At 66.8% G+C, this 20,105-nt stretch carries 17 protein-coding genes; 9 read left to right on the forward strand and 8 right to left on the reverse strand.

Features of this window, described 5'->3' with window-relative positions:
* The 7 genes from rsmG to rpmH form a co-directional block, all read right to left on the reverse strand.
* Positions 1–624: a 16S rRNA (guanine(527)-N(7))-methyltransferase RsmG gene (gene rsmG / locus D103_RS0110605; RefSeq protein ID WP_018867613.1), complete on the reverse strand. Its 624-nt coding sequence runs from the start codon at positions 622–624 to the stop codon at positions 1–3.
* A gap of 286 nt (positions 625–910) precedes the next feature.
* Positions 911–2,773, reverse strand: a complete 1,863-nt coding sequence (gene mnmG, locus D103_RS0110610) for a tRNA uridine-5-carboxymethylaminomethyl(34) synthesis enzyme MnmG (RefSeq protein ID WP_018876788.1) — start codon at positions 2,771–2,773, stop codon at positions 911–913.
* A gap of 111 nt (positions 2,774–2,884) precedes the next feature.
* Positions 2,885–4,201 (reverse strand): tRNA uridine-5-carboxymethylaminomethyl(34) synthesis GTPase MnmE, encoded by a 1,317-nt coding sequence (mnmE, locus tag D103_RS0110615; protein ID WP_026280348.1) that lies wholly within the window; start codon positions 4,199–4,201, stop codon positions 2,885–2,887.
* A 7-nt stretch (positions 4,202–4,208) separates the two neighbouring features.
* Positions 4,209–5,909, reverse strand: a complete 1,701-nt coding sequence (gene yidC / locus D103_RS0110620) for a membrane protein insertase YidC (RefSeq protein WP_018876790.1) — start codon at positions 5,907–5,909, stop codon at positions 4,209–4,211.
* Between the two features lie 8 nt (positions 5,910–5,917).
* A complete protein-coding gene (yidD, locus tag D103_RS0110625) occupies positions 5,918–6,175 on the reverse strand; it encodes a membrane protein insertion efficiency factor YidD (protein WP_017943060.1) in 258 nt (85 codons plus the stop codon).
* Positions 6,172–6,525: a ribonuclease P protein component gene (gene rnpA, locus D103_RS0110630; RefSeq protein ID WP_018867609.1), complete on the reverse strand. Its 354-nt coding sequence runs from the start codon at positions 6,523–6,525 to the stop codon at positions 6,172–6,174. Before rnpA ends, yidD begins: the two co-directional genes overlap by 4 nt.
* Before the next feature lie 22 nt (positions 6,526–6,547).
* Positions 6,548–6,682: a 50S ribosomal protein L34 gene (gene rpmH / locus D103_RS0110635; RefSeq protein ID WP_018141118.1), complete on the reverse strand. Its 135-nt coding sequence runs from the start codon at positions 6,680–6,682 to the stop codon at positions 6,548–6,550.
* Between the two features lie 153 nt (positions 6,683–6,835).
* Here rpmH and dnaA point away from each other — a divergent pair, with 153 nt between their 5' ends.
* From dnaA to D103_RS0110680, 9 genes are all read left to right on the forward strand, one after another.
* Positions 6,836–8,206: a chromosomal replication initiator protein DnaA gene (gene dnaA / locus D103_RS0110640; RefSeq protein ID WP_018876791.1), complete on the forward strand. Its 1,371-nt coding sequence runs from the start codon at positions 6,836–6,838 to the stop codon at positions 8,204–8,206.
* 246 nt (positions 8,207–8,452) lie between these two features.
* Positions 8,453–9,556 (forward strand): DNA polymerase III subunit beta, encoded by a 1,104-nt coding sequence (dnaN, locus tag D103_RS0110645; protein WP_018876792.1) that lies wholly within the window; start codon positions 8,453–8,455, stop codon positions 9,554–9,556.
* A 324-nt stretch (positions 9,557–9,880) separates the two neighbouring features.
* Positions 9,881–10,963, forward strand: a complete 1,083-nt coding sequence (locus tag D103_RS0110650) for a DNA replication/repair protein RecF (protein ID WP_018876793.1) — start codon at positions 9,881–9,883, stop codon at positions 10,961–10,963.
* Positions 10,964–11,087: 124 nt separating this feature from the next.
* The gene (gene gyrB, locus D103_RS0110655) at positions 11,088–13,517 is read left to right on the forward strand and encodes a DNA topoisomerase (ATP-hydrolyzing) subunit B (protein ID WP_018876794.1); all 2,430 of its coding nucleotides are present in this window, start codon (positions 11,088–11,090) and stop codon (positions 13,515–13,517) included.
* Positions 13,518–13,552: 35 nt separating this feature from the next.
* Entirely contained in the window at positions 13,553–14,068 is a 516-nt protein-coding gene (locus D103_RS0110660; protein WP_018876795.1) for a hypothetical protein, read from the forward strand.
* 129 nt (positions 14,069–14,197) lie between these two features.
* A complete protein-coding gene (locus D103_RS0110665; RefSeq protein ID WP_018876796.1) occupies positions 14,198–16,246 on the forward strand; it encodes a M3 family metallopeptidase in 2,049 nt (682 codons plus the stop codon).
* The gene (xth, locus tag D103_RS0110670) at positions 16,243–17,010 is read left to right on the forward strand and encodes an exodeoxyribonuclease III (RefSeq protein ID WP_018876797.1); all 768 of its coding nucleotides are present in this window, start codon (positions 16,243–16,245) and stop codon (positions 17,008–17,010) included. The genes D103_RS0110665 and xth overlap by 4 nt, the downstream gene beginning before the upstream one ends.
* 42 nt (positions 17,011–17,052) lie before the next feature.
* A complete protein-coding gene (ubiD, locus tag D103_RS0110675) occupies positions 17,053–18,516 on the forward strand; it encodes a 4-hydroxy-3-polyprenylbenzoate decarboxylase (RefSeq protein WP_018876798.1) in 1,464 nt (487 codons plus the stop codon).
* 3 nt (positions 18,517–18,519) lie between these two features.
* Positions 18,520–19,500 (forward strand): alpha/beta fold hydrolase, encoded by a 981-nt coding sequence (locus tag D103_RS0110680; RefSeq protein WP_018876799.1) that lies wholly within the window; start codon positions 18,520–18,522, stop codon positions 19,498–19,500.
* Here D103_RS0110680 and D103_RS0110685 read toward each other — a convergent pair.
* Positions 19,497–20,084, reverse strand: coding sequence for a hypothetical protein (locus D103_RS0110685; RefSeq protein ID WP_018876800.1), 588 nt, complete (start codon positions 20,082–20,084; stop codon positions 19,497–19,499). The two genes, D103_RS0110680 and D103_RS0110685, sit on opposite strands and share 4 nt — an antisense overlap.
* Between the last annotated feature and the right edge of the window lie 21 nt (positions 20,085–20,105).

Genomic DNA, 20,105 nt, shown 5'->3' on the forward strand with positions numbered 1-20,105 from the left:
TCAGGCTCTCTCGATAATGGCAACGTGGCGCTCGGCCACCTCGCCGGGAATGGTAACCGGATCCACCCGGCGGTACGCCCAGGGCGCCGGCAGGGGGTCATCGACCACCCGCCGCTGTCCGAGCATGGCCAGCACCCGGCCCCCGGGCGCCACGGTGTGTGCGACCCGCGCGAGCATCTCGGCCGGGGCCTTGAACGCCCGCGACAGCACGGTGGTATACGGCGCCTCGGGGTGGAAGTCCTCGATGCGCGCGTGGATCGCCTCGGCGTTCGCCAGACCGGTCAGGCCGATCACGTTACGCAGGAAGCGGATGCGTTTGGCCGCGCTGTCCAGCAGACAGAAGTCGCGCTCACGTTCGGTCGCGGCCAGGATAAACCCCGGGAGCCCGGCCCCGGTGCCCACGTCGAGTACGCGCTCGCCCTGAAGATACGGGCGCAGGGTCAGGCTGTCGAGTACGTGACGTGGAATCAGCAAGGCGGGATCGCGCACCGCGGTGAGGTTGTGCACCCGGTTCCAGCGCTGGAGCTCGGCGAGGTAGGTCGCCAGCACCTCGCGGGCGCGGGCATCCAGGTCCCAGGCATCGGCACAGGACGCGAGCCGCGCCCCCCAGTCCTCACTCGCCACTGGCGCGCTGCTCCAAGGACACACTGATCCATGTACACCCTCGCGCTCGAGTCGCTTTTGCGTGCCAACAAGGTGCGGTGACCGCCGTGCAGTCATTCTGCACAAGGGAGCCGCAACGCCGTGCGCGCGCCCGTTTCTGATACCAACGGGCGGCCGAGCCCCTTCGGGGTTGGCACCCCAGGTTCCCCGATCCTGCGTTGCACCGCTTGCGGGTAGAACCACTACCCGCTGCGCGCCGCGCCTGGTCTCGGAAAACCTGGGGTACGAACGCGAGGGTGTACATGGATCAGTGTGTCCTTAGGTGTACGGCCAGGGCCGACAGTGCGGCCGGGGTCACGCCGGGAATGCGCTGGGCCTGGGCCAGGGTATGCGGACGGAATTCGGCCAGCTTCTGGCGGATCTCGTTGGACAGACCATGGACCCGGTCGTAGTCGAGTCCGTCCGGCAGCGCGGTCTGTTCCGCCCTGGCCTGGCGATCGATCTCGGCCTGCTGGCGCTCGATGTACCCGGCGTATTTGGCCTGGATCTCGGCCTGTTCGCGCACGTCCGGTGCGCAGCCCGCATCCAGTTCCGGGAGGGCCTGCATCAGGGCGTCATAGTCGGCCTCCGGCCGGCGCAGCAGGTCGAGCAGCGTGGCATCCGGGTCCGGGGCCTTGCCGAGGAGCTCGACCAGGGCCGGGCGGCTGCGCTGATCGCGGTCCGGTCGCGTCTGTGCCAACCGGCTCATCTCCGACTCGATCGCGGCGGCGCGGCGCTCGAACCGGGCCCAGCGGGCATCGTCGACCAGGCCGTATTCACGGCCGACCGGGGTCAGACGCAGATCCGCATTGTCCTCGCGCAGCAGCAGCCGGTATTCGGCGCGCGAGGTGAACATCCGATAGGGCTCCTGCGTGCCGCGGGTGACCAGGTCGTCGATCAGCACGCCGATATAGGCCTCGGAACGCTGCGGGATCCAGGGTTCGGCGTCCCGGGTCAGGCGGGCGGCATTGAGCCCGGCGACCAGGCCCTGGGCGGCGGCCTCTTCGTATCCGGTGGTGCCGTTGATCTGCCCGGCGAAGAACAGATTGGCTACCTCGCGCGTGGCCAGCGACGGGCGCAGGCCGCGCGGGTCGAAGTAGTCGTACTCGATCGCGTAGCCCGGACGAGTAATGCGCGCGTGCTCGAATCCCTCGATGCTCTGCACCAGCGGCACCTGGATCGCATACGGCAGGGAGGTGGAGATCCCGTTCGGGTAGAGCTCGTGCGTGGTCAGCCCTTCCGGCTCGACGAAGACCTGGTGGCTGGTCTTGTCGGCAAAGCGCACCACCTTGTCCTCGATCGAGGGGCAGTAGCGCGGTCCGGTGCTGTCGATCTGGCCGGAATACATCGGGGCCTGATCGAGGTTGGCGCGGATCAGGTCGTGGGTCTTCTCGCTGGTGCGCGCGATATGACAGGGGCGCTGGGCCGGGTGGTCGTCGGCCGAGCCGGTGAACGAGAACACCGGGCGCGGGTCATCGCCCGGCTGCACCTCGAGGCGCGCGAAGTCGACGCTGCGCCCGTCGATGCGCGGCGGGGTGCCGGTCTTCAGGCGCCCGACCGCAAAGGCCATCTCGCGCAGGCGCGCGGCCAGGCGCACGCTCGGCGGATCGCCCGCGCGACCGCCCGGCTGCCGGGTCAGCCCGGTGTGCATCTGGCCGTTGAGGAAGGTCCCCACCGTCAGCACGACGGCACGGGCCTGGAACGCAGTCCCCGCCTCGGTGACCACGCCGGTCGCACGATCGCCCTCCATGGTGATGTCGGCCACCGGCTGCTGGAAGATCTCCAGATTCGGCTCGGCCTCCACGAACTGGCGAATGGCCTGGCGGTAGAGCTGCCGGTCGGACTGGGCGCGGGTCGCGCGCACCGCCGGGCCCTTGCGCCGATTGAGGATGCGGAAATGGATGCCGGCGGCATCCGCCGCACGCGCCATCACGCCCCCCAGGGCATCGATCTCCTTGACCAGGTGGCCCTTGCCGATGCCGCCGATCGCCGGATTGCAGCTCATCTGACCGATGGTCTCGATGTTGTGGGTCAACAGCAGCGTGCGCGCACCCGCGCGCGCCGCGGCCAGTGCGGCCTCGGTGCCGGCGTGCCCGCCGCCAATCACGATGACATCGAATGTTTCTGCCATGACCTCTTGAAACCCGGCCGGTGGTCGGCCCGAAAACGTAAAATCAGCAGTTTAGCAGGACTGGCGGCGGCGTCGAAGCGGCCGCATGGGGATCCATGTTTCCCTGCGCCATCACTTGCCGATGCAGAACCCGGCGAAGATCTCGCCGAGCAGGGCCTCGTGGTCCTGGCGACCCAGCAGGGCATCCAGCGCGGCCTCGGCCAGGCGCAGCTCTTCGGCAATCACATCCGGCGGGGCCTGCGCGTCGATCGCGGCCAGGTGGTGGTCGGCCGAACGCAGACCATCGAGGTGGCGCGCCCGCACGCTGAATCGCTGCTGACCGCCCTCGCCGGCACCCAGGCGCTCGACGATCGCCTGCTTCAGTGCCTCGATGCCCGCACCCGTGCGCGCGGAGATAGCGATCCCCTCGCCTGGAAGGGAATCCTTTGCAACGCAGTCCTGCTTGTTCCAGACCGTAAGACGCGGGATCTCGGGCGCGGCCTCCAGATCGGGGACGGCCTCCGGCCGGGTCAGGTCCCGCAGCTCCACGATCAGATCGGCCCCGGTCGCGGCCTCGCGGGCGCGCTCCATGCCGATCCGCTCCACCGGGTCGTCGCTGGCATGCAGTCCGGCGGTGTCGATCAGCTCGACCGGGATGCCGTGGATCGCGATGGGCGAGCGCAGCACGTCGCGGGTGGTCCCGGGGCGATCGGTGACGATTGCGACCTCGCTTTCTGCCAGGCGGTTCATCAGGCTGGACTTGCCGACATTCGGGGCTCCGACCAGGGCCAGGCGCAGACCCTGGGCGAAGTAGCGGGCCGGACGCAGACGCTCCAGAAGGGCGAGGATGGTGGTGTGCAGGTCCTCGGCCCGCCGGGCGATGTCCGGGGCGGCCTCGGATTCCAGGTCGGTCTCGCCGAAGTCGATCTCGGCCTCGATGACCACGCGCATGTCGCGGATCGCGCGGGAGACCGGCTCCAGCTCCGCGGCCAGCGCACCATCGAGGCTGGAGCGGGCCAGGCGCGCGGCCTCGGCCGTCTGGGCATGAATCAGGTCGGCGACGGCCTCCGCCTGCGCGAGGTCGAGGCGGCCGTTCAGAAAGGCCTGTTCGGTGAATTCGCCCGGCCGCGCGCGGCGGGCCCCGAGATCGACCGACGCCGCGACCAGCGCCTCCAGCAGCACCGGGCTGCCGTGCCCCTGCAGCTCGACCACGTCCTCGCCGGTGAAGGAATGGGGGGCGGGGAAATAGAGGATCAGGCCATCGTCGATGGCCTCGCCACTGGCCGGATTGATGAGGCGGCCGTAGTGGGCATGGCGCGGTCGCAGGCTGTCGCGCCCGGTCAGGCGCCGTGCGATCTCCAGCGCCTCGGCGCCCGACAGGCGCACAACGCCTATTCCGCCGACCCCCGGCGGGGTGGCGACCGCGACGATAGTGTCCGTCACGGTCACGCGGCGCCTACTCCTTCTTCTTTTCCGGGTCCTGTCCAGCCTCGATCTTGCGCGTGATGTACCACTGCTGGGCGATGGAGAACAGGTTGTTGGTGAACCAGTACAGGACCAGACCTGCCGGGAAGAAGGCGAAGAACACGGTGAACACGAACGGCAGCGCCATGAAGATCTTCTGCTGCACCGGATCCATCGGCGGCGGGTTCAGCTTGTACTGCACGAACATGGACACGCCCATCAGGATCGGCAGGATGAAGTACGGATCGCGTGAGGACAGATCCTGGATCCACAGCCACCACGGGGCCTGACGCAGTTCCACACTCTCCAGCAGCACCCAGTACAGGGCGATGAATACCGGGATCTGCACCAGGATCGGGAGACAGCCACCCAGCGGGTTGATCTTCTCCTTTTTGTACAGGTCCATCAGCGCCTGGTTCATGCGCTGCTTGTCGTCCTTGTAGCGCTCCTTCAGGGCCTGCAGCTTGGGCGCGACCTTGCGCATGCGCGCCATCGAGCGGTAGCTGGTCGCGGACAGCTTGAAGAACGCCAGCTTGATCAGGATCGTCAGGATGACGATCGCCCAGCCCCAGTTGCCGACCACCGCATGGATCTTGTCCAGCAGCCAGAAAAGGGGCTTGGACAGGAAGGTGAAGATGCCGTAGTCGACGGTCAGCTCCAGACCCTGTGCGATCTGGGAAAGCTCGTCCTGCAGCTTCGGGCCCACCCACAGGCGCGTGGAAAATGCGCCGCTGGAGCCGGCCGGGATCTGGATCGATTCGGAGTGGAGGCCGATCAGGTACTCGTCACCCACCTCGCCCGGCACCGCGCGGGCATAGAGCGCATTGACCTCGTCCTCGCCCGGGACCCAGGCGGACACAAAGTAGTGCTGGATCATCGCGACCCAGCCACCCTGGATGCGCGCCTGGATGGGGTCGTCGCGCAGCGACTCGAAGCGTTCGCGCTCGTAGCTCCCATCGAAATAGGCGGCACCGGTGAAGGTGTAAAGCCACCAGGACTCGCGGTCGGGCGTGGGGCCGTGACGCAGCTGACGGTACTGGCGACCGCTCCAGGTGGAATCCGAGCGGTTGTGGACCTCGTAGTCCACCTCGATCAGATGCGAGCCGCGGGTGAAGGTATAGGTCTTGATGACCTCGATCTCACCATCCTCGGAAATCCAGCGCAGCGGGACCTCGAGGGTGTCCTGGCCCTCGGCCAGTTCGAAGCGGTCCTGGTCGACCTGGAAATTGGCGTGATGCGACGGGGCGCGACCCTCCATGGAACGGTCGTTGACCCGATCATGGGTCAGGCCGCTCTGGGCAACATAGCCCCGGACCCGATGGTCGAACAGGCGCACAGGGACCAGCGGATCGTCCTGCAGGTCCCGCGGGTACTGCAGCAGGTCCGCCCGCAGGAGCGTACCGCCACGGGTATCGATCAGGATCTCGTGGGTGTCGGTGCGCACCGTGATCTGGCGGCGGTCCGGCTCCTGCAGCGTACTGACCTGTGGCGCATCGTCCGCGCGCGGCTGGTCCTCCGACTCGAACTGCGGCGCATCCGGCACATCCTCCGGCCGCGCGTCCGGATCCTCCTCGGCCTGCTCGGCGGTACGATCCGGCTGGGAGGGAGTGCCGTAATCCTGATTCCAGGCCTGCCACATCAGGAACAGGACAAAGGCCAGGGTTAGCCACAGGAGGGGACGAAGGTTATCCATGAGCGCGACTACTTTGAGGGTCGGGTGCTAGGAGAATCGGAACGCGGTGCCGGAACCGGATCATAACCGCCCGGGGACCAGGGGTGGCAGCGCAGGATGCGCCGCAGACCCAGCCAGAAGCCCCGCAGGACCCCGTGGGTCTCGACCGCCTCGACGGTATACGCCGAGCAGGTCGGATAGTGACGGCAATGCGGGGCCATGAACGGCGAGATCCCGTACTGGTAGGCCCGCACGGGCAGCAGGGCAATCTTGCGGGGCAGGCTCATTGCAGACGTTCCAGCAGGCTGTCGATTTCGGCGCGCAATGCGCGTCGCTCGGCGCTCGCCGCGCCACCCCGCGCCAGCACGATCATGTCGAGCGGCGGCAGCTGGGCGCGGCGCACGCGGAACGCCTCGCGCACGATGCGCTTGATCCGGTTGCGGTCCGTGGCATGGCGCACATGCCGCTTGCCGATAGCCAGGCCCAGACGCGCCTCGCCGGTCTCCGAACGCCGATAGAGCAAGGTCAGGTCGCGACCGCGCTGACGCCGGGCATCCTCGAATACACGCTGGTAATCCGCGCCCGTCAGCAAACGGACGCGGCGCGGAAAGGTCTGGATGGCTGGCGCCGCGGTCACGGGAGCCGGCGCGCCGCCCGGTTTACGGGCAGAGGCGCTTGCGGCCCTTGGCGCGACGGGCGTTCAGGACCTTGCGGCCACCACGGGTGGCCATACGGGCCCGGAAGCCGTGCGTGCGGGCGCGGACGAGCCGGCTGGGTTGGAAAGTGCGCTTCATGTCGGTTCCCGGTGACGCTTGGTTAAAGGGCGGTGAAAACTATCGCCATCCGGGGACAAAGTCAATCTCGGGGTCGGCAAGCCGCTGGCACCGCAGGGGCCCATCGGCGTAGACTCGGGGACTTCCATTCCCCGCCGCCCCGGAGACAAACGCGTGTCAGCCAATGCCCTGTGGACAGCCTGTCTGGACCGCCTGCAGGGGAAGGTCAGCGAGCAGCAACTCAACACCTGGCTGCGGCCGCTGCATGCCGAGGAGTCGGGGGGCACGCTGCGCCTGCTGGCGCCGAATCAGTTTGTGTTCGAGCATGTGCGCGACCATCTGCTGGCCTCGATCGAGGAAACGGTCGGCGAGCTGCAGCCTGCCAACGATCCGGGCGGTCGGCGCGTGCGCCTTGGCATCGGCGGTGCGGAGCTGCCGGCGGCTCCGGCCCCCGATCCCCACGAGTCCCAGCGCGAGCGGGCCGCAGCGGAAAAGGCAAGCCCGGCGCCGCGGCCCCAGGGTCCGGTCAGCAACCTGAACCCCGCGTTTACCTTCGACACCTTTGTCGAGGGGAAATCCAACCAGCTTGCGCGGGCGGCGAGTCTGCAGGTCGCGGAGAATCCCGGGGTCGCCTACAACCCGCTGTTCATCTACGGCGGGGTGGGTCTGGGCAAGACCCATCTGATGCATGCGATCGGGCACAGCATCCTGGCGCGGCATCCGGAGGGGCGGATCATCTACCTGCACTCCGAGCGTTTCGTGGCCGACATGATCAAGGCGCTGCAGCACAACGCGATCGACGAGTTCAAGCAGCACTACCGCTCCGCGGACGCGCTGCTGATCGACGACATCCAGTTCTTCGCCGGCAAGGAGCGTTCGCAGGAAGAGTTCTTCCACACCTTCAACGCCCTCCTGGAAGGCCAGCAGCAGATCATCCTCACTTCGGATCGCTATCCGAAGGAGGTCGAGGGCCTCGAGGAGCGACTGAAGTCGCGCTTTGGCTGGGGCCTGACGATTGCGATCGAGCCGCCCGAACTGGAGACGCGGGTCGCGATCCTCCAGCGCAAGGCCGAGCAAGCCGGGATCGAGCTTCCCACCGAGGTCGCCTTCTTCATGGGCAAGCGCATCCGGTCCAACATCCGCGAACTGGAAGGCTCGTTGCGTCGGGTGATCGCCAATGCCCACTTTACCGGCAAGCCGATCACGCTCGACTTCGCGAAGGATGCGCTGCGGGACCTGCTTGCCGTTCAGAACAAGCTGATTACGCTGGAGAATATCCAGAAGACCGTGGCGGATTACTATCGCGTGAAGGTCGCGGATCTGCTCTCCACCCGGCGCAGCCGTTCCATCGCCCGGCCGCGTCAGATCGCGATGGCACTGGCCAAGGAACTGACCCAGCACAGCCTCCCGGAGATCGGCCAGGCCTTCGGCGGGCGCGACCACACCACCGTCATCCATGCCTGCCGGAAGGTGGTCGAGTTGCGCGAGGCAGATGCAAGCCTGGACGAGGACTACTCCAATCTGTTGCGGACACTGAGCAGTTGAACGCGGTCCATTCCGGTCGGCCGAAACCTGTGGATAACCTGGGTGCAACGCCGGTATGGATTCGTGGAAAAATTCGACGGCCAAACTGTCCACAGGTTGGCAACAGGCTTCACAGAGGTATCGGCAGCCCCTGGAATCTTATCAAGTTGCTGATTAAAAAGAATGTATAGGGTTTTCTTCACAGGGAAGTCGGCCTCTTATTATCACTAGATGAATATCTAAACAGACTAGATACAGGACATCGCCATGGAACTGTCTTTCAATCGCGAGACGATGACCGAAGCGCTGCAACGGATTGTGGGCGCGGCCGAGAAACGATTGACGATGCCCATTCTCGGGAACGTGCGCCTGCGCCCGGATGACCATGGCGCGATCCGGATGGACACCACCGATCTCGAACTCGCTTGGCAGGCCGGCGCCGAGGGCGCAATTCCCGGGGAGTGCGATGTCACGGTCTCGGTTCGCAAGCTGCTCGACGTGGTCAAGGCCGCACCGGCCGACAGCGAGATTCGCGCGAAGGTCGAGGGCGAACGCATGACGGTCGGTTTCGGAGGCTCGCGCTTCAGTCTGGCCACGCTCCCGGGGGCAGATTTTCCCGACTGGGAGGCGCGTGGGTCCGAGGCCGTGCTGGATGTGCCGCAGAATCGGCTACGCCGATTGCTCGAGGCCACGATGTTCTCCATGGCTCAGCAGGACGTGCGCTACTACCTGCAAGGGCTCCTGCTGGTGGCCAGTGGCAACAGCCTGCGTGCGGTAGCCACGGATGGCCATCGGCTGGCGCTGGCCGAGGTGGAGCTGGAGCAGCCGGTGGAGGAGCGAATCGAACGTATCGTGCCGCGCAAGGCCGTCGCCGAGCTGCGGCGCAACCTGGCCGATGACGACACGTCGGTGCGCATCGGCTTCGGGGAAGACCAGGTGGTGTTCGAACTCGGCAGCGCGGTGTTGCGCAGCAAGGTGATCGAAGGACGGTTCCCGGACTACGAACGGGTGATCCCGGCGGATCTGCCGGCGACCCTGCGGGTGGACCGCGAGATCCTGAAGCAGGCACTTGGGCGCGTCGCGATTGTGGCAAGCGACAAGTATCGGGGCGTGCGGATGGTGCTGGGCGAGAGCGGGTGTCAGGTCATGACCCATAACGCCGATCGTGAAGAGGCCCAGGAGTCGGTGGAGGCGGAATACGACGGGGGCCCGATGGAGATCGGGTTCAACCTGGGCTACCTCGCGGATGTGCTGAATGTGCTGGAGACCGACCAGGTGCGGATCGGGCTGCGCGACGGCAACTCGTCCATCCTGATCCAGGCGGAACCGCCGGGCGGGGCACGCTACGTCGTCATGCCGATGCGGCTCTAGGGAAACACCGATCCATGTATACGCTCGCGTTGGTATCCCGGGTTTTCCGAGACCGGACGCGTCGTGCATCGGCTAGTTCTACCCGCCCGTTTCTGATGGATTCGGGGCGCAACGCAGGATCGGGGAACAGGGGGCGCCAACCTCGCAACCGAATCAACGAAGGGGCTCGGCCGCTCGTTTTTAATGACAACGGGCGCGCGCACGGCGTTGCGGCTCACCTGTAGCAGAATGACTGCACGGCCGTCGCAGCGCATTAAACGCACGCAAAAGCGACTCGAGCGCGAGCGTGTCGATGAATTCGTGTTTCCGTAGGCTGGAGGTTGTGTGCTGGAGTCGCTCTGGTGGCAGGGGGTGCGGAATCTCGAGGAGCAGACGCTGGCACTGGGGCCGGGGATCAATCGCCTGATTGGCCCGAATGGCGCGGGAAAGACTTCGGTGCTTGAGGCCGTCCACATCCTCGCGGCGGGGCGTTCGTTCCGGACGCAGCAATTACGGCGGGTATTGCGTACGGGCGGCGAGTCGCTTTGGGTTGGCGGAGAGGTCCGCGACGGGCGTGGCGGGGCGCACCGCCTGGGCGTCGTCTGGGATGGGGCGCGGCGATCCCGCCTGGATGGTCGCTGGATGGAGGGCCATGCGACGGTGGCCGAATGGCTGCCGGTGCGCACCCTGCATGCCGGTTCGTTCGAATTGCTGACCGGGGGTCCGGAGGAGCGGCGTCGTCTGCTGGACTGGGGCTGTTTTCATTCAATCCCGGGATACCGTGAGAACTGGCAACGCTGGAAACGCGCCCACGATCAGCGCAATGCGGCCCTGCGCACCGGTGACCGGGCCGCCGCCCGGGAGTTTGAACGCCCGTGGGTGGAATTCGGGGTGGCCATCAGCGAGGCGCGGGCGCGATACGTCGAGGCTTGGGAAGGGGGCACCGCAGAGGCAGCGGAACGATTCGGGTTTGGCGACCGGCTGGGCGACCTGGGCTTGCGGGTTCGCATGGGGTGGGATCGGGACCGCAGTCTTGGGGAGGCCCTGGAGCGTAGCCGGCGCAGCGACGAGGAGCGCGGGTTCGCGCAGGTCGGGCCACAACGGGCGGATATCGACCTCCGGTTGGCGGGGCGGGCGGCAGCCGAGGCCTCCAGGGGGGAGCAAAAGCGGGTCGTGACAGCGCTGGTTGGGGGGCAGGCCCGAATGCTGGAACGCGAGTGCGGTCGGGCACCCGTGGTGCTGCTGGACGATGTCGTCTCGGAACTGGACCGGGAGGCGGTGGAGGGGCTGATGGCCGGACTGAGGCAGTCCGGTTGGCAGATCCTGGTGACGGCCGTGGAGGATGCGGTGCCGGGGCTGGTCGGAGCGGACGCGGGCGAATTGTTCCACGTGAAACATGGCCGCGTCACACCGGCCAACCCCGCCTGATCGCTCTTTCTTTCCCGAATCCCGCCTGCCCCGAGGCTCCTGTAGCCTCTCGAAGCCCGCCCACCGGTCGCCCCCGTCTTTGCGCTATACTGGCGTGTCTGCAACTCGCCGGATGACCACCTGCATGTCCGATATCGAATCCCAAGATCCCGCCGCCTACGATTCTTCCCAGATCCGTGTCCTCAAGGGTCTCGACGCCGTGCGCAAGCGACCCGGGATGTACATCGGCGATACCGATGACGGGACGGGCCTGCACCACATGGTCTTCGAGGTCGTCGATAACTCCATCGACGAGGCCCTGGCCGGTTACTGCGACAGCATCGAGGTCACGATCCACGAGGACAACGCGGTCTCCGTCAGCGACAACGGTCGCGGTATCCCGGTGGATATCCACGAAGAAGAAGGCAAGTCGGCGGCCGAGGTTATCCTCACTGTCCTGCACGCCGGCGGGAAGTTCGACAACAACTCGTACAAGGTCTCCGGCGGGCTTCACGGTGTGGGTGTCTCGGTCGTGAACGCCCTTTCGGAAGAGCTGCGCCTCGAGATCCATCGCGACGGCAAGCGCCACGAACAGACCTACCACCTCGGGGTCCCCGCGGCGCCGCTGGCCGAGGCCGGCACGACCGACCGCCACGGCACCCGCGTATGGTTCCGGCCCAGCCCCGAGATCTTTACCGACATCAACTTTCACTACGAGGTGCTGGCCAAGCGTCTGCGCGAACTGTCGTTCCTGAACTCGGGGGTCCGCATCACCTTGCGCGATCATCGCGACAACCGCGAGGAGACGTTCGTCTTCGAGGGCGGGATTCGGGCCTTCGTCGAGCATCTCAACCAGAAGAAGACCGCGTTGCATCCCACCGTGGTCTATGCCGACCAGATGCGGGATGACTATGCGGTCGAGGTGGCGCTGCAGTGGAATGACTCCTACCAGGAGAATATCTTCTGCTACACCAACAACATCCCGCAGCGCGATGGTGGCTCCCACATGGCGGGCTTCCGCGCGGCGCTGACGCGCACCATCAACCAGTACCTGGAGAATGAAGGCCTCATCAAGAAGGCCAAGGTGGCCACGGCGGGAGACGACATGCGCGAGGGCCTGACGGCCGTGCTGTCGGTGAAGGTGCCCGATCCGAAGTTCTCCTCCCAGACCAAGGACAAGCTGGTCTCCTCGGAGGTCAAGCCGATTGTGGAGAGTGTGCTGTCGGACGCCCTCAACAATTTCCTGCTGGAGAATCCGCAGGAGGCCAAGGCGATTACCGAAAAGGTCCTGGACGCTGCGCGTGCTCGCGAGGCCGCCCGCAAGGCCCGCGAGGTGACCCGCCGCAAGGGGGCCCTGGATATCGCCGGGCTCCCCGGCAAGCTGGCCGACTGCCAGGAGAAGGATCCGGCCCAGTCCGAGCTCTACCTGGTGGAGGGCGACTCCGCGGGCGGATCGGCCAAGCAGGGGCGGGACCGTCATTTCCAGGCCATTCTGCCGCTGAAGGGCAAGATCCTGAATGTCGAACGGGCGCGCTTTGACCGCATGCTCGGCTCGGCCGAGGTCGGGACCCTGATTACCGCCCTGGGCTGCGGCATCGGCAAGGAAGAGTACGACCCGGACAAGCTGCGCTACCACCGCATCATCATCATGACGGATGCCGACGTGGACGGCTCCCATATCCGCACCCTTCTGCTCACGTTCTTCTTCCGCCAGATGCCGGAGCTGATCGAACGTGGCCATGTCTATATCGCCCAGCCGCCGCTGTACAAGATCAAGCGGGGCAAGCGCGAACAATACGTGCGCGACGAGGCGGAGATGGGCGAGATCGTGATCTCGCTGGCCCTGGATGGTGCCGCGCTCTATCCCAGCCCGGACGCCCCGCCCATCACCGGCGAGGCCTTCGAAGACCTGGTGAAGGGCTACCAGAAGGCCGCCCGCGCGGTCGAGCGCCTGGGCCGCATGTACGACCCGCGCATCCTCTGGGCGATGCTCGAGGCCGACGCCATCCCGGAGCCGCGCAGCGTCACCAATCCGGAGGTGCAGGCCTGGTTCGGCCGCATCCTCGAGGGGCTCTCCAGCGACAAGGCCGGCGCGACGCGCTACAGCCTGGGGGCGGTGACCGACCGCGACGGCCACGCCCAGCTGAGCCTGGACCGGATCGAGCACGGCGCGGCCCTGTCCCAGTACATCAACGACGATACGCTGGCCTCGCGTGATTTCCAGGCTGTGCTGGACCTTTCCGCCCGACTCAATGCGTTGCTGGACGAAGGCGCCTACATGAAGCGCGGCGAGCGGGTCCACCTGATCGAGGGATTCTCGGAAGCGATGGAATGGCTCCTGCACGAAGGCCGCCGCGGCCTGGCCACCCAGCGTTACAAGGGTCTGGGCGAAATGAACCCGGACCAGCTTTGGGAAACCACCATGAATCCCGAATCCCGCCGCCTCTTGCAGGTGCGTGTCGAGGACGCGATCCGGGCCGACGAGATCTTCACCACCCTGATGGGGGACCAGGTCGAACCCCGACGCGACTTCATCGAGACACGGGCGCTGAGCGCGGAGAACGTCGATATCTGACGGGCCCCGCCTCGCCCCGAATGTAGCCCCTGCGCATGGAGGTCCTGGCTGTCATCCTCACGCTGGTGGTCCTGAGCCTCGTCGGCTTCCGGCTGCACACCCACCTGGCAATCCACGAACGCCGGGTCGTCTCCGCCTGGAATCGCCTGGACACACTGCTTACGCAACGCAACGGCCTCCTGCACATGATGGGATTGGCCGACCCCGATCCGCTCGTCGACGTCCAGACCGCCCTGCGTGCGCAGGAGGCTGCCCGACGCCGCGGCGATCTCCCCGCGCTGGCCCGAACCGAGCGCAGCATTCGAGCCACGTGGGACACCTATCTGTATGAATTATCGGAAGAAAAAGAATCTGCACCGGTCTTTTCCGGGCGTACCCCGGAACGGGTCGCAGCCCTGGATCAGGCCATTACCGACGCACTCGCGCGATACAACGCCGCTGTAGCCGACTTTTCCGCCCTGCGCAGGCACTGGGCCCTGGGTCCCCTGGCGCGTCTCGCGGGCTATCAAACCTTCGATCCCATCGGACCCCCACCGGACACCTCGGCCTGAACCGGCTTGCATCCCCAGGGGGAACACCCTCCCGGGGATGCGGTCCGAATGGCATAATCCGCAGGCAGTCGCGCCCGTATGTTCTGACCGGTTCGCGCGACCCTGGCTCACCCGACCCCTGGAGAGACCGTGTCCAATCCCCTGCTGCAGACCGACCGGCTGCCCGCCTTCCGCTCCATTGAACCCGAACACGTGCTGCCGGCGGTGGAAACCGTGCTGGTCGAGAATCGAACCGAGATCGACCGTCTCGTGGAAGCGGCCGGAGACCAGCCGAGCTGGGATTCGCTGATCCGACCACTGCAGGAACTGGATGCCCGTCTGGATGCCGTCTGGTCCCCGGTCGGCCACCTGAACGCCGTGATGAACGGCCCCGCGATCCGCGAGGCCTACAACGCCAGCCTGCCCCTGCTTTCCGACTATGGCAGCTGGGTTTCGCAGCATCAGGGACTGTACCGCGCCGTCCGTACCCTGGCCGACAGCGAAGAATATGGAGATCTCCCGGCCCCCCGGCGCAAGGTCCTGGACGACATGCTGCGCGATTTTCATCTCAGCGGCGTGGACCTTCCCGAGCCCCAGCGCGACCGGCTGCGCGCGATCAACGCCCGGTTGTCCGAGCTCACTGCTCGTTTCGAGGAGAATGTGCTCGATGCCACCCAGGCATGGGCCTGGCAGACCGATGATCCCGCGGCCCTGGCGGGCATCCCCGAGTCGGATCGCGCCATGCTGGCCCAGAACGCCCGTGACCATGATCAGTCGGGCTTCGTCGTCACCCTCGACATCCCGAGTTATCTCGCGGTGATGACCCATGCCGAGGATCGCGGGCTGCGTTACCGGGTTTATGAGGCCTTCACCACGCGAGCCTCCGATCGCGGGCCGGGGGCCGGCAACCATGACAACTCCGAGATCATGGTCGAGATCCTGCAGCTGCGCGCGGAAAAGGCAGCCCTGACGGGCTTCGCCCACTATGCCGAGCGTTCGCTGGCGACCAAGATGGCCACCAGCGCCGAACAGGTCGAAGGGTTCCTGCTGGATCTTGCCCACCGCGCACGCCCCCGGGCGGAACGCGACCTCGAGGAATTGCAGAGCTTTGCGCGGGACGAGCTCGATCTGGAGACCCTGGAGGCCTGGGACATGGCCTTCGCCGCGGAGAAGATGCGCGAACGGCGCCTGGGCCTGAGCCAGGAGATGCTGAAGCCCTATTTCCCCGCCGACCAGGCCGTGAACGGCCTGTTCGGCCTGGTCCAGCGCCTGTTCCAGGTCCGCTTCGAGCCCGACGACAGCGTCGAGACCTGGCATGACGATGTCCGCTTTTACCGTATTTTTGACGCGAAGGGCGCGGAACGCGCCGGCTTCTACTTCGATCTATACGCACGCAAGAACAAGCGCGGCGGCGCCTGGATGGATGTCTGCCGCAACCGCTTTGTCTCGGGTGATCGCGCCCAACTGCCGGTCGCGTACATGACCTGCAACTCCACCCCTCCGGTGGACGGCAAGGCCGCCCTGTTCACCCATGACGAGGTGATCACCCTGTTCCACGAATTCGGGCATGGACTCCACCACATGCTGACCCGCGTCGACGAACCGGACATCGCCGGCATCAACGGGGTCGAGTGGGATGCGGTGGAACTCCCCAGCCAGTTCATGGAGAACTGGTGCTGGGAGCGCGAGGCCCTGGACCTGTTTGCCCGTCACCACGAGACCGGGGAGGCGATGCCCGAGGACCTCTACCAGCGTCTTCTGGGCACGCGTCACTTCCATGCCGCCCTGCAGCTGCTGCGCCAGGTCGAGTTTTCCCTGTTCGATATGCGCCTGCACGCCGGTCCGCCCCCGGGCGACGCGGCCGCCATCCAGCACCTGCTGGAGGCGGTTCGGGAAGAGATCGCGGTGGTGCATCCGCCGGAATTCAACCGCTTCGCCCACGGCTTTGGCCACATCTTCGCCGGCGGCTATGCCGCTGGCTATTACAGCTACAAGTGGGCCGAGGTCCTGTCCGCGGACGCCTTTGGCCGCTTCGAGGAAGAGGGCCTGTTCTCCCCGGAAGTCGGCGCCGCCTACCTGCACGAGATCCTCGAGGCGGGAGCCTCACGGCCCGCCGCTGATTCCTTCCGGGCGTTCCGGGGTCGTGATCCCGAGATCGATGCCCTGTTGCGCCACAGCGGCCTGGAGGACGCCGCGTGAAGATCGCCAGCTGGAACGTCAATTCGCTGAAGGTGCGCCTGCCGCAGGTGCTCGAGTGGCTCTCGAGCTCGCGCACCGACATCCTGGCGCTGCAGGAAACCAAGCTGACCGATGAGAACTTCCCCGTGGCCGCCATTCAGGATGCCGGCTACCAGGTGGTGTACTCGGGCCAGAAGACCTACAACGGCGTGGCGATCCTGTCGCGCACCGAGGCGACCGAGGTCGTCACCGATCCGCCCGGGCTCGAGGATGCCCAGCGCCGTATCCTGGCCGCCACCATCGGCGACATCCGCGTGGTCAACCTGTACGTGGTCAATGGCGAGAACGTGGGCACCGAGAAATACGCCTACAAGCTCGACTGGCTGGCACGCATGCGCGACTGGCTGGCCGACGAGATCGCCCGGCATCCGAATCTGGTGGTTCTGGGCGACTTCAACATTGCCCCCGACGATCGTGATGTCCACGACCCCGAGGCCTGGCACGAACGCATCCTCTGCTCCACGCCCGAACGTGAGGCCCTGGCAGCCCTCACCGGTCTGGGCCTGGTCGATACCTTCCGCGCCTTCGACCAGCCGGAGGCGGAGTTCTCCTGGTTCGACTATCGCGCCGCGTCGTTCCGCCGCAACCGCGGTCTGCGGATCGACCTGGTCCTGGCCAGCGCGCCACTGCAGGCGCGCCTGCAGGCCGCCGGCATCGATCGCGAACCGCGCTCCTGGGAGCGTCCTTCCGACCATGCCCCGGTCTGGGCGGAATTCTCCGACTAGCCGAGACCCCTCACCGGCCCGCCTGACCACTGGGAGCGACCCGTGAAGTACAAGGATCTGCGTGATTTCATCGACGGCCTCGAACAGCGCGGCGAGCTGCGTCGCATCACCCGCGAGGTGGACCCGAACCTCGAGATGACCGAGATCGCCGACCGCGTCTTGCGCGCTGGCGGCCCGGCCCTGTTGTTCGAGAACCCCACCGGATCCGACATCCCGGTTCTGGCCAATCTCTTCGGTACTCCCGAGCGGGTAGCCATGGGTATGGGCGAGGACTCGGTCGAGGCCCTGCGTGAGGTGGGACGTCTGCTCGCCTTCCTCAAACAGCCGGATCCGCCCAAGGGATTAAAGGCCGCCTGGGAGCAGTTGCCGGTCTTCCGCAAGGTCCTGGACATGGCCCCGAAGAAGACCCGCGGGGCCGCCTGCCAGCGCCATGTGATCGAAGGCGACGCGGTCGACCTGTCGACCCTCCCGGTGCAGACCTGCTGGCCCGGGGACGCCGGGCCACTGATCACCTGGGGCCTGGTGGTCACGCGCGGCCCCGAGAAGTCACGCCAGAACCTGGGCATCTATCGCCAGCAGGTGATCGGTCGCAACCGGTTGATCATGCGCTGGTTGTCGCATCGTGGCGGCGCGCTGGATTTCCAGGAGTGGACCCGCGCCCATCCCGGAGAACCGTTTCCGATTGCCGTAGCCCTGGGCGCCGACCCCGCTACCATCCTCGGCGCCGTGACCCCGGTGCCCGACACCCTGTCGGAATATGCCTTTGCCGGCCTGCTGCGTGGCAGCCGTACGGAGGTTACCCGTTGCATGGGTTCGGACCTCGAGGTGCCGGCGTCGGCCGAGTTCGTGCTGGAGGGCCATATCCACCCGGGCGACACCGCGCCCGAAGGCCCGTTCGGCGACCATACCGGCTACTACAACGAGGTCGACGAGTTCCCGGTGTTCACCATTGACCGGATTACCCACCGCGACGACCCGATCTATCACTCCACCTACACCGGCCGCCCCCCAGATGAACCCGCCGTCCTCGGCGTGGCCCTGAACGAGGTCTTTATCCCGATCCTGCAGAAGCAGTTCCCGGAGATCGTGGACTTCTACCTGCCCCCCGAGGGTTGCTCCTACCGCCTTGCCGTAGTCTCCATGCGCAAGCAGTACCCGGGCCATGCCAAGCGCGTGATGATGGGCGTGTGGTCGTTCCTGCGTCAGTTCATGTACACCAAATTCGTGATCGTGGTCGATGACGATGTGAACACCCGCGAATGGAATGACGTGATCTGGGCCATCACCACGCGCATGGACCCGGCGCGGGATACCACGCTGGTCGAAAACACCCCGATCGACTACCTGGACTTCGCCTCCCCGGTGTCCGGGCTCGGATCGAAGATGGGCATGGACGCCACCTCCAAGTGGCCGGGCGAGACGGATCGCGAATGGGGGCGGCCAATCGCCATGGACGAGGCGGTGAAACGCCGGGTTGACGAGATCTGGGATGACCTGGGGTTATGACGCGTGAGCCGCCGCGCTGTCCGGGCCGGTGGCTGGCTGCTGCCGGGCGTGCTGCTGGCTCTGGCCGGCTGTGCCGCCGTCCCGGAGCGTGACTCGATGCGGGCGGACTCAACCCCTGCAGAGCAAACCCCCACCGCGACCGCGATTGCGCCCGACCGCATCCGCCACTGGCCGGCCGATGCCCCGGCCGCGGTCGTGATCGCCCTGCACAGCTTCCGCGACCATGCCGGGGCGTATGCCTCCCTCGGTCCGTGGCTGGCCGAACGCGGGTACAGCGTTCACGCCCTGGATCAGCGCGGGCATGGCGCCAGCGAGCCGCATGGGCGCTGGCCCGGGATGCAGCCCGTGATCGAGGATGTGGTTGCGATGGTCCATGCCGCCCGCGCGGAGGATCCGGACCGGCCCGTCTTCCTGATGGGGGAGAGCATGGGGGGCTCGGCCGCACTGGCGAGCCTCGCGACGTATCCGGAACTCGATGTCGCCGGCGTGATCGCGGTGGCCCCGGGCCTGCGTGGCGGCATACCCGCGCGCGGGTTCTGGGACGCCGCGGTGCGCACCGGCGAGACCCTGGCCGGGGGCCTGACGCTCACCATCGACCCCGACTACGCCGACAGCCTGGACCCCGCCGCGGTGGAGCGATTCGCCAACGACCCGCAGGTCATCCGCCGAGTGCGGTTGGATACCTATGCCGGCGTGGTCTGGCTCGCGCAGTACGCCACCGATTACATCCACCACGTGACGGTCCCGGTGGTCTATTTGTGGGGCGAGCAGGACGGGACAATCCTGAAACCCTCGGTATGCGCCGCCGCCCGCGCGCACCCCGGGCATCGGGCGGAGGTCTGGACCGAACCGCACTGGCCGCACCTGCTCCTGCACGCCCCGGACTGGCCGACCACCGCCACCCGTCTGGTCGACTGGATGCAGCGGGTGACGGACGACGCACCGGGCCCGCGGGTTGCGCGGGCTCCCGCCGCCTGCGACTAGTCGCCCAGGTGGGCGCCATCCTCCGGCGCCGCCGACCAGGTCGCGATATCGCGGCCCATCGCCTGTACCGTGCGGCCGAGCACCGAGCACGACCCCTTGAAGCCTCCAAACGCACCGCCACCGGAGAAGCGCCGCGAGGTAAAGCTGGCCTCTTCCTCACCATCGCTGTAGAGCGTGCCGGCGGCCTCGGTGACCTTGCGATGGCCGATCCAGGCATTGCCGCCACTGACCGCGTCGGTCAGTTCCACCACCAGTACCTGACCCCCGGCGGAGGGGTCGACGCTCGCCTCGCGTTCGAAGCGCAGGCCCTGGTCGGCGCCATAGTGGGCGATGAACTCGGAGAACTGTTCCTCCAGGTTGCACTCCTGACGGATATTGCTGGCGATGGTGGCATCGGCACTGTAGGGCACCGAATGGGCAACCCGGATCACCGGTGCGTCCGCCGGGACATCCGCGGTCGCGGCCGGGGCGTCGGCCTCGGCCTCCGCCGCGCGGTCGCTGGAATCGGTGGAACGGGTCTCGTTGGAGGCACAGCCTGTCGCGAGCAGCAGGCCGGCCCCGGCCGCAATCAGCAAATGACGCATGGCATTCCCTTGTCGTTTTTG

This window comes from Thioalkalivibrio sp. ALE31, assembly GCF_000377405.1.
Classification (GTDB): Bacteria; Pseudomonadota; Gammaproteobacteria; order Ectothiorhodospirales; family Ectothiorhodospiraceae; genus Thioalkalivibrio.